9 protein-coding genes and 2 rRNA genes (1 of these 11 only partly in view) are annotated in these 10,094 nt (G+C 37.7%); 2 read left to right on the forward strand and 9 right to left on the reverse strand.

Going from position 1 to position 10,094, the window contains the following annotated elements; translation table 11 throughout:
- Positions 1–57: 57 nt before the first annotated feature.
- Entirely contained in the window at positions 58–291 is a 234-nt protein-coding gene (locus Q3Y49_RS02185; protein WP_303270590.1) for a hypothetical protein, read from the reverse strand.
- Positions 292–650: 359 nt separating this feature from the next.
- Between Q3Y49_RS02185 and Q3Y49_RS02190 the strand changes: the two genes are divergently transcribed.
- Positions 651–926 carry a DUF6471 domain-containing protein gene (locus Q3Y49_RS02190; RefSeq protein WP_303270591.1) on the forward strand — a complete coding sequence of 92 codons (276 nt, stop codon included), beginning with the start codon at positions 651–653 and terminating at the stop codon, positions 924–926.
- A 4-nt stretch (positions 927–930) separates the two neighbouring features.
- Entirely contained in the window at positions 931–2,277 is a 1,347-nt protein-coding gene (dcm, locus tag Q3Y49_RS02195; protein ID WP_303270592.1) for a DNA (cytosine-5-)-methyltransferase, read from the forward strand.
- On the opposite strand, the gene Q3Y49_RS02200 is transcribed toward dcm, so the two are convergent.
- The 8 genes from Q3Y49_RS02200 to Q3Y49_RS02235 form a co-directional block, all read right to left on the reverse strand.
- A complete protein-coding gene (locus Q3Y49_RS02200; protein WP_303270593.1) occupies positions 2,241–2,927 on the reverse strand; it encodes an NgoBV family restriction endonuclease in 687 nt (228 codons plus the stop codon). The two genes, dcm and Q3Y49_RS02200, sit on opposite strands and share 37 nt — an antisense overlap.
- A gap of 197 nt (positions 2,928–3,124) precedes the next feature.
- Entirely contained in the window at positions 3,125–3,658 is a 534-nt protein-coding gene (locus Q3Y49_RS02205) for a restriction endonuclease (RefSeq protein ID WP_303270595.1), read from the reverse strand.
- A 3-nt stretch (positions 3,659–3,661) separates the two neighbouring features.
- Positions 3,662–4,567, reverse strand: a complete 906-nt coding sequence (locus Q3Y49_RS02210) for a TIR domain-containing protein (RefSeq protein ID WP_303270596.1) — start codon at positions 4,565–4,567, stop codon at positions 3,662–3,664.
- Positions 4,568–4,782: 215 nt separating this feature from the next.
- Positions 4,783–5,250 (reverse strand): hypothetical protein, encoded by a 468-nt coding sequence (locus tag Q3Y49_RS02215; protein ID WP_303270597.1) that lies wholly within the window; start codon positions 5,248–5,250, stop codon positions 4,783–4,785.
- A gap of 541 nt (positions 5,251–5,791) precedes the next feature.
- Positions 5,792–6,487: a hypothetical protein gene (locus Q3Y49_RS02220; protein WP_303270598.1), complete on the reverse strand. Its 696-nt coding sequence runs from the start codon at positions 6,485–6,487 to the stop codon at positions 5,792–5,794.
- A 315-nt stretch (positions 6,488–6,802) separates the two neighbouring features.
- A complete protein-coding gene (locus Q3Y49_RS02225) occupies positions 6,803–7,630 on the reverse strand; it encodes a DNA-methyltransferase (protein ID WP_303270599.1) in 828 nt (275 codons plus the stop codon).
- 182 nt (positions 7,631–7,812) lie between these two features.
- Positions 7,813–7,924: ribosomal RNA gene (gene rrf, locus Q3Y49_RS02230) — 5S ribosomal RNA — on the reverse strand.
- Between the two features lie 116 nt (positions 7,925–8,040).
- Positions 8,041–10,094 (reverse strand): 23S ribosomal RNA (locus tag Q3Y49_RS02235); it runs 850 nt beyond the window's last position.

The raw sequence follows: 10,094 nt of genomic DNA on the forward strand, positions 1-10,094 counted from the left end.
TATTTGAGGAGATTTGCAATACCTATTAATGGGTAAGTTGCTATCTATATTGCGAGGCTATTGCTTGTGAGGAATGGAGAAGTTTGTTTGAAAAATGGGTTGATTATTGGCATAACCGAGCGTACCCCAAACCCCAGATATTTTGTTAGCGGCTTGTTGATTTAAAATCTTGGGAAGGGCAAAGTTTTCTAAAAAATTTTGGTCATCAGCCTGCTCCGCCCTTAGCAGTACAAACTTTTTCTCATTAGGGGAAGCTATAAAGGAAAGCGCATCAAGTGCAATGGTTCTCATATGTATGGGTTTTAATTGAAAAAAATTAAACACTAAAGTTGTGATTATTTGGGGAGATTTGCAAGAGGTGGAGATGGGGAAGTTGGAATTAAAAAAGGTATTCCTACCATGCAGAGCATGGCAGAAACAGAGTTGGTGGGGGATTATGATTAGCAGTTTGTGCATGAAAAGTACCGCAGCTAACGCACTAACTTTTCGACTTTCAATTTTAACTGTCAAGTTAAAGAAGTAACTTCGAATAAGCACCAAAAACGCTATTATTTATACACGTTGTCACTCAAAATATTTTTCATTTTCGCCTTCTTATTTGCATATATACAAATTATTAGTCACATTTGCAATAAGTCAAATCTATAATTATGTCAGATTGGAATGATAAAGTCAAACGTTTATTAAAGTCAGAATTGGTTCGTAGAGGAATTTCAAATTCAGACTTAGCAAGTATGCTTGAAGAAATAGGCATTGAAGAAACTAAATCGAGCATCGATAGCAAAATCAGTCGAGGTTCATTTAGTGCAGTCTTTTTTCTTCAATGCCTTACAGTAATTGGATGTGAAAAAATAGAAATTGAAGAATACGAAAGTCAATTAGCAATTGCTGCTGAACCTCAAGTCGATTATAACCAAAAAAAATAAAAAAATGCAGAAAGTAAAATTCATAGATTTATTCGCAGGTCTTGGTGGAATTAGATTAGGTTTTGAAAAGTCATTTCAGGATTTAGGTTTTGAAACAGAATGTGTAATGACTTCTGAAATTAAGCCTTATGCAGTTAAAACCTTATACAAAAACTTTAATCACGATTATTTTGTAGGCGATATTTTTCAAGTTGCTAATAATCAAATTCCTGATTTTGATTTTCTACTAGGTGGGTTTCCTTGTCAACCGTTTAGTGCTGGTGGGAAACGTCAAGGATTTATTGACACAAGAGGGACATTATTTTTTGAAATAGAAAGAATATTGAGAGATAAAAAGCCTTATGGTTTTATTTTAGAGAATGTTGAAGGACTTCTAAAGCACGATTTAGAAAACAAAAATGATGAAATTGGAAGAACCTTATCTACTATTCTTTATAAGCTTGAAAACGAATTAGGTTATGAAGTTTCTTGGGAAGTTTTAGATTCTATAAATTTTGGACTACCTCAATCACGAAAAAGAATATTTATCGTAGGGACAAAAGATAAAAAGCCAAATTTGAAAACCGAATCAAAAAGTTTCAAATCTTTAAAGTCTATATTGGAAAGTGGTCTTGAAACAATGAACTCGCATTTGACAAAAAAACTTTTAAGCCATTTTGAAATTGAGGATTTGTACGGTAAATCTATTAAAGATAAAAGAGGCGGAAACAACAATATTCATAGTTGGGATATTGGAATTAAAGGCGAAGTCTCTGATGAACAGATTATTTTACTTAATAAATTATTTAAAGAAAGAAGAAAAAAACATTGGGCAGACAAAATTGGAATTGATTGGATGGATGGAATGTCATTAAACCTTGAGCAAATATCAACATTCTATCAATCACAAAATTTAAAAGAAATGTTGGACGATTTAGTTGAAAAAGGATATTTGAGATTTGAACATCCTAAAAAACTGGTTCGTGAGACTACAGAAAACGGTGAAAAGAAATATAGGGTTTATGATACAACTAAACCCAAAGGCTATAATATTGTTACTGGAAAATTAAGTTTTGAAATCAATAAAATCCTTGACCCAAACGATATTGCTCCAACACTCGTAGCAACTGATGTTTCTAGATTAGCCGTTCCTGATAATGGTGGATTAAGAAGATTGACCATCAGAGAAGGCTTACGATTGTTTGGCTTTCCTGAGTGGTATGAAATACCTGTAAAAGAAACAGAAGCTTTTGACTTATTAGGTAATACTGTTGCTGTCCCTGTTGTTGAACACGTTGCAAAAGAAGTTGCCGAAATTTTTGAAAGTAATTTGATTTACACTACAGTCAAAGAAACTCCTGTATGGCCTTGATAATTTTTTAAGACGTTTCTTAACCAATGTCCGTTCGTATGTCTTGTTTGAGGATATTGGTATCTAGTATTATTTAAAGCGGATAAAAACTCTTCTTTACTATTAAATGGTTTGAATTTAGCACGCTCTGAATACCAAATACTTGGTCTAATGTTGTAAATAACACTTTTCTTTTCTTGAACTTTTAAAGGATAAGTGCTACTTGGACAAGCTAATTGCCAAATCTTTTTTAGCCAAACATTTTTGATACTTATAACTCCATTATTCATTTGATATGCCAAAATTAGATAGTCAGAATCTATTCGATAAGCATGATCTAAAAGTGAGTTGCAATATGAGTCAAAGTTTGCTAAATCAAATCCTGGCCCTCTATCGAGATCAAATGATTTGACTTCTAAAAGTCCTTTTTTGTGGTCGTCTTTGTCTAGTAGGAAGTCTGGAAATGTTTGCGAATTTGTGTTTTCTTCAAAGTCAATTAGCTCTTTCTGAAACCAAGCCTTTAGCCATTCTTGAAGTAAATTCCCAATGGTGTCTTTTGTTTGTATTAATATGCTTAAATCCTTAACTGTAAATTTAATATTCCCTGTTTCTCCAATTAGTTTATAGTCTTCAACTAGTTTTTTATAGAGTTCTTCCGCTGTTAATTTCATTTAGTAGATGTGTTTTTCTCAAATTCATCAAAGATATAAAATTTTATCTCGGAATCTCGATTTTTACATGTTTTATAACGGTTTGAATACGGTGAGTTTAGTATTTCAACTCTTAATTCTTTCAGTTTATTAATTGTTACCATGCTTAAAATTAGCACCCTCCGCCAAATGCACTATATTTTTTGTAACCTACCGTTTTAATTGTTGAAAAGCTTATGAATGAAAAGACCACAGTATCTTTTCTTGATTAAAGTTCTCAGGTCGTCCAACGATGTGATGTTGTCTAAATCAGTTCTATTTATAATAATCGCTCTGATTCCTTCCCCTAAAGAAGTCTTGATGATGTCAATTGCCCCGTTATTATTGTTTCCGTTTAAAAAATCTCCTGTAACTCCATTTGCGGCAATGAATATTCCTGTTTTCAAGCTCCGCCTTCTCATCTTTGAAATAAAATTATCTAATGCTGGTGCTCCTACTGGGGCAGACCAGTTTTTACATTCAACTAAAATGGTGTTTTCAAATGGTTTTAAGACTTCTTCAGTTTGTGCATTCCAAAGTACCAAATCAATTTCTTCAGCCGCCATTAGGGCATCCCTAGCTTGAATTTCAACTCCTGTCAATCCAGCTAGTAGGTATTCACATAACTCTTCAAATCGGTCGCCTTTGTCATTAGTTGTAATGGCTGCATCTACATTGGCAAGGTGACCTTGATATGTTGTCAAATTGAACATTGCCTAGTAGATAAAAAATTCGCGATAAGTTTGAATAAGAGCTTTCACTAAGTCTTTCGAAGTTGAGATGCTTCGAAGCTTTTCAAAGTCAATCACGAGTATGGTTATCCCTGATTGTTCTTTTAGATTTTTAATAAGATTCAAATTTCCATCGGATAAGGTCGCTGTTGTTATCAGGATGAATGACCTAAAACCTTGAGAAATGGCTTTACTTATTAAAGAATGAATAAAGTTATTTTCTATCCTTTTAGTCGCTTTAACTTCAATTGGGATTGGATTCCCTAAACCTTTAAGCTCTTGTAATTCATTTGAATTCCATACGATGAAGTCATATTCTTTCCCACTGCGTTGTTCATTATATTGAGGTTCAAAGTCAGGGATTTCAATTAGTAATTCATATATCCATTTTTCAAATTCATAATATTTACTCGCTCCTTTTAAATTTAGTATTCGGTTGAGATTATTGTCGTGGTTGAATTCTTGATAGTCTAGAACGTGTCTTGATTTTCGTATTGGTTTGAGGTATTCAAGTTCTTTTGAGTCTCCTATTATTTTTTCAAGTCTAAAAGCTAAATTGTTTATTCCTGATTCATCAATTTCATATTGATAGAACCGATAAGACAGCAATGAAAACCTATTGAAGTTATCCGTTTGACTCACAAATATTACTGGCTTTCCTAATGCGTGGGAAACACCAACTTCATAATAAATATTTGGGTTTTCATTTGAAATGTCTGCTATCACAACATCCGCACGTTCGATTGTTTCGATTATTTGTGGAACAACTTGTTCTTCAATATTGAAATAGTCCGTTCTTAGAATTTGTAATGAAATTCTGTTTTGAACGACTTCAAGAGCTCTTGAAATGGGGTCTATTTGTCTATAATTTGAAGAAATGTATACTTTCATTTATGTCGTTTATTTCTAATGGCAGTTAGCAAATCGCTGTCAGCAATACGGATATATATTATTATTCAATTGTTGATAGCTAAAGTATATCAATAATTTTTCACATTCTAATTTAACACAAGCTAACCGAAATAATATAAAATTGTCAAAATAATCGACTAAACTTATAAAATGTACGACCTAAGAAAATCCATAAAAGATTCTTACGCTTATGGCTAGTTCCTTATCTCTTCTTTTTTGACTGGCTTTATATAAAAAGGAAATAAAAAGGCTCCATATAGAATCCCCAATAGTTCCCCCGCAATGGTCGTATATACATCAAAGGCTAAATATCCGCCTGTACGCCAAGTCCAATAGGCAGAACATAATCCAATGGCCATAGTACCAAAAAAGGTGTAGGCAACTCGATTATACCATAATCGAATCAAAAATTTAAATAGAATAAAAATAACCGCTAATGTTGGCACAAGATAAAGGCTCAGAAAAAAGATGAATTTTAAAAAGAATAGGGTTTCTTCCCAATTGAGGGCATATTGGCCGGGGTACCAGCCTGGCCCAGGGTCATGGGAGTAGGGTAGGTAGCCCATCAATCGAATAATGATGAGGTATAAAAAAAGGCCTCCAAGAATGATTAGGTTTCCAAATAGGAGGTGTTTTACAAAGTTTATATAGTTTGTTTTCAAGGTTTTTATGTTTTGATTGATGATTTTGATGAATAATAAAGTTGTGCTTTAGGTTAAATGTAGCGTTACAAAATGCTTGTTAGATTCTTTGCTTTCTTCCTTTCTTTTTGCTTGACCAAAAAGAAACAAAAAGTCAAGACAAAAAGATGCTTCCACGCTTCAATGCAGCACCCTCCCCGCCTTTTTGTCATTCCCTCCCGCTCGCACGGAGCAAAATTTGTACTAAAAATGTAGCTTTAAAGTATTTTTAAAAGGTTTGTGAACCAAACAATATTTGTCCCTGAGCAATTTTCACTCTTCCTGACCAAATATTATTGCTTCCTGAGTGAATTTCACCCTTCCTGACTCATTATTGACCCTTCCTGAGTGACTTTTGGGCTTCCTGACTCATTATTGGGGCTTCCTGAGTCATTTTACCCCTTTCCTGAACCATTATTACCCCTTCCTGAGTCATTATTACCCTTTCCTGACTGAATTTTACGGCTTCCTGAGTAAAAATCAACCCTTCCTGAAGGTCAGGAAGGGTTTTTCATGATAATTATTAATTTAAATATTGACTGTAATAGCCTTTTCGTTTAGCATCATCTTTCCAAAACAAATATTTACCTGCTTCATAGATTTCATCTACTGCTTGTTTTAAATAAGTATATGCTTTGTCCCTTGTGATTTTGGGGCTGCTATCTTCTTTTCTTTCACCATTGGCTTTTGCTAATAAAACACTTAGGTTAGAAGCTTCACTAGAAGCTTGATCCAATTTAGCTTCATCAAAATTAATGGCTGTTAACAATGGTAAGTTGGCTTGTCCTAAGGCAGCCAAGTCACTTAAATCTTGTACCAAGTCAGCATTACTTGTCCCTTGCTCTATGCCTTGTACTTTATTTAATAAGTCTGGGCGTTTTCTAAATGCAAAACGAAAAGCATGCTCTATTTCATTCTTCAAATCATAAGCTTTTGGGCTTAGTTCATCCCACTCTCGCTGAGCTTCCTCTTTGGTGTATTGGTCTTTGTTCCAAACCGACTGTGTATAGCGCAAAGCGCCTATTCGGTTTTCCATCTCATCAAAATAAGCTTGAGGCACGCCTACTTCTACTAATTGGGCTTGGTCCTCTTGGCTCCACTCTTGTAAGTCAGAAGCTTCCTGCACATAAACATCTACAGGCATGTTAGGGATTTTTGTGTCAGCTGGCTCTATAGCTTCAATAGTACCTTTTAAGGTTTCAAAATTTTCCTTTGACATTTTTCTTATTATTTAGTTGAACATTTATTGAATTCTGCATAAAAAAATCTGCTCCGAATAGTGGTTCTAGCCTATTCGGGTTAAAAAGTACTGCCTGAAATGAATCAGCACCGTAACGCTTAAAATTGTTGGATATACTTGTTATTGGGAATGTGATAAACTGCAATAAGCTTGGGGTTTAGATTGAAAATTTTACTATACATACTTACGTATATGAAGCAAACTTATTAAGTCGTATTTAGAAGTCCAAAAAATAATAAAATTATTTATAATAGACTTTTCTACCCATCCCTTAGCCACATAATCGCTGCGTACTTACTTCTTTCTATCCAATGAATGGTCTAATTCAGCCGGGATCTTCATTTCACTAGAATATTTCATCAATCTTTTATTGGCTAGCTCGCAATAAACTGACGATATTTCACTTCCAATATACTTTCGATTAGTTAAGAGCGCCATTTTAGCGGTAGTGCCACTCCCCATAAAGCAATCATATACAATATCATTTGGATTGCTCCAGCTTAATATATGATCCTTTGCTAAATTCTCAGGAAAAATTGCCGGATGTTCAAAAGCCTCGGGGTCTTTGGAGCTGTGGCCTTTACCAACAGCATATTCCCAAACATTGGTTCTCCTGCCATACTCACCATATCCACCTCTAGCTACCTTCTTAAGGGTACCATTCACTAATCTTTTGGTTCCATTATCGCCATTACGGCTCTCCTTATTTTTCCGGTCCTTGATTAGATTAATAGTCTTTGGAGCGCCTTTGCTGAACACGAACATATATTCAAATCCCTGCCAATAAATCCTATTGTTCCCACTAGCCCCTTTGGGCGGCTTTTTAAAAATCATGGTATCCATGAGTCGAAAACCACTCTGCATAAAAGTCAGCGCATGCCTAAAACTTGTTCCAGTTTCACTACCATTGTTAGTTTTATCAGAAACAACCCAAACCACTACTCCACCCTGCTTTGTGACTCTAAATAATTCAACCGCCACTTTATCAACATCAAAGGAATATTCATGATAATCTCTCATATCATCATAGGGAGGAGAAGTTACGGTAAGATCTAGAAAGCAGTCTTTCATTATACCCATGGTCAGCAGGCAGTCTTCATTGTATATCTTATTGACTTGCATGTGAGGTAAAGGTTGATTCGACCTTAAACTTACAAAAACATGTGGTTTCTACTTAAGTATAAATTAAAAAATTAGAGGAAGAATCTCTATTTGAGGGTTATTATAGGTATGCAAGCTCTGTTGCCCAAAAAGTATAGGCACAAAAAAACCCTGATAGAATCATCTATCAGGGTTAAAATAAAAGTTGGCAACGACTTACTCTCCCACCTTTTACGGCAGTACCATCAGCGCTGGTGGGCTTAACTTCTCTGTTCGGAATGGGAAGAGGTGTACCCCACCGCTATAGTCACCATAAAGCGTTAAATATCTTTATGATACGGTAGTATCAGTATTTTATAATTAATCCAATCGTTTTTGGATTAATCAACATGTTAATGTGAAAGAGTCTTAAAGTAAACACAAGACTGTTGAACGGAAAGCTACGGATAATTAGTACTACTCGGCTATGACATCACTGCCTTTACACCTGTAGCCTATCAACCCCATCATCTATAGGGTTCCTTTAAAGAAGTCTCATCTTGAGGCGGGTTTCGCGCTTAGATGCTTTCAGCGCTTATCCCTTCCAAACATAGCTACCCAGCGATGCACCTGGCGGCACAACTGGTACACCAGCGGTTTGTCCAATCCGGTCCTCTCGTACTAAGATCAGGTCCTCTCAAACTTCTAGCGCCCACAACAGATAGAGACCGAACTGTCTCACGACGTTCTGAACCCAGCTCGCGTGCCACTTTAATGGGCGAACAGCCCAACCCTTGGGACCTTCTCCAGCCCCAGGATGTGACGAGCCGACATCGAGGTGCCAAACCTCCCCGTCGATGTGAGCTCTTGGGGGAGATCAGCCTGTTATCCCCAGAGTACCTTTTATCCTTTGAGCGATGGCCCTTCCATGCGGAACCACCGGATCACTATATCCGTCTTTCGACCCTGATCGACTTGTAGGTCTCACAGTCAAGCTCCCTTATGCTATTGCGCTCTGCGCACGGTTACCAAGCGTGCTGAGGGAACCTTTGAAAGCCTCCGTTACTCTTTTGGAGGCGACCACCCCAGTCAAACTACCCACCACACAATGTCTCCCGCTATGCGGGATTAGGCATCAGATAAAATAAGGGTGGTATTTCAACAACGACTCCACCATGCCTGGCGACACAGCTTCGAAGTCTCCCACCTATCCTACACATATTTTACCCAATGTCAATGTGAAGCTATAGTAAAGGTTCATGGGGTCTTTTCGTCCCGTTGCGGGTAAGCGGCATCTTCACCGCTACTACAATTTCACCGAGCTCGTGGCCGAGACAGTGCCCAGATCGTTACACCATTCGTGCAGGTCGGAACTTACCCGACAAGGAATTTCGCTACCTTAGGACCGTTATAGTTACGGCCGCCGTTTACTGGGGCTTCAGTTCAACGCTTCGCAGATAAATCTGCTAACGTCCCCCCTTAACCTTCCAGCACCGGGCAGGTGTCAGGCCTTATACTTCATCTTTCGATTTCGCAAAGCCATGTGTTTTTGTTAAACAGTCGCCTGGGCCTCTTCACTGCGGCCTCATCATCACTGACGAGGCGCCCCTTCTCCCGAAGTTACAGGGCCATTTTGCCTAGTTCCTTAGCCACGGATCACTCGAGCACCTTAGGATTCTCTCCTTGACTACCTGTGTCGGTTTGCGGTACAGGTACCTTATACATATGTTTAGAGGATTTTCTTGGAAGTCTGATTAGGTCCACTATCCACGCTGCCGAAGCGTTGTGGTACTATCAGGTTCAGCTAGTCTTGCGGATTTACCTACAAAACCATTACCTACACCCTTCAACGTACTATTCCGTCAGTACGCGGGACTTTCACTACTCCGTCACCCCATCACTCTATAAGGTAGTACAGGAATATTAACCTGTTATCCATCGACTACGCCTCTCGGCTTCGCCTTAGGACCTGACTAACCCTCAGCTGATTAGCATTGCTGAGGAAACCTTAGTCTATTGGTGTGCTAGTTTCTCACTAGCATTATCGTTACTTATGCCTACATTTGCTTTTCCATCCGCTCCAGCATGGCTGACGCCACACCTTCACCGCAAATGGAATGCTCCCCTACCTCTTATGCCGATAAATCGACACAAGACCATAGCTTCGGTTGTATATTTGATGCCCGATCATTATCGATGCCCTGTCGCTCGACCAGTGAGCTGTTACGCACTCTTTAAATGAATGGCTGCTTCCAAGCCAACATCCTGGCTGTCTAAGCAACTGAACCGCCTTAGTTCAACTTAATATACAATTGGGGACCTTAGCTGATGGTCCGGGTTCTTTCCCTCTCGGACAAGGACCTTAGCACCCTTGCCCTCACTCCCGGGATAATTTGATAGCATTCGGAGTTCATCAGGATTTGGTAGGATTTGACTCCCCCTAGTCCTATTGGTAGCTCTACCTCTATCAAACATCTCCCGAGGCTGTTCCTAAAAACATTTCGGG

The sequence above is a fragment of the Marivirga harenae genome (assembly GCF_030534335.1).
In the GTDB taxonomy this organism is placed as follows: Bacteria; Bacteroidota; Bacteroidia; order Cytophagales; family Cyclobacteriaceae; genus Marivirga; species Marivirga harenae.

Coding starts and splice junctions, on each gene's coding strand:
- Q3Y49_RS02185 (WP_303270590.1), bottom strand. CDS start 291: ATGAGAACCATTGCACTTGATGCGCTTTCCTTTATAGCTTCCCCTAAT.
- Q3Y49_RS02190 (WP_303270591.1), top strand. CDS start 651: ATGTCAGATTGGAATGATAAAGTCAAACGTTTATTAAAGTCAGAATTG.
- dcm (WP_303270592.1), top strand. CDS start 931: ATGCAGAAAGTAAAATTCATAGATTTATTCGCAGGTCTTGGTGGAATT.
- Q3Y49_RS02200 (WP_303270593.1), bottom strand. CDS start 2,927: ATGAAATTAACAGCGGAAGAACTCTATAAAAAACTAGTTGAAGACTAT.
- Q3Y49_RS02205 (WP_303270595.1), bottom strand. CDS start 3,658: ATGTTCAATTTGACAACATATCAAGGTCACCTTGCCAATGTAGATGCA.
- Q3Y49_RS02210 (WP_303270596.1), bottom strand. CDS start 4,567: ATGAAAGTATACATTTCTTCAAATTATAGACAAATAGACCCCATTTCA.
- Q3Y49_RS02220 (WP_303270598.1), bottom strand. CDS start 6,487: ATGTCAAAGGAAAATTTTGAAACCTTAAAAGGTACTATTGAAGCTATA.
- Q3Y49_RS02225 (WP_303270599.1), bottom strand. CDS start 7,630: ATGCAAGTCAATAAGATATACAATGAAGACTGCCTGCTGACCATGGGT.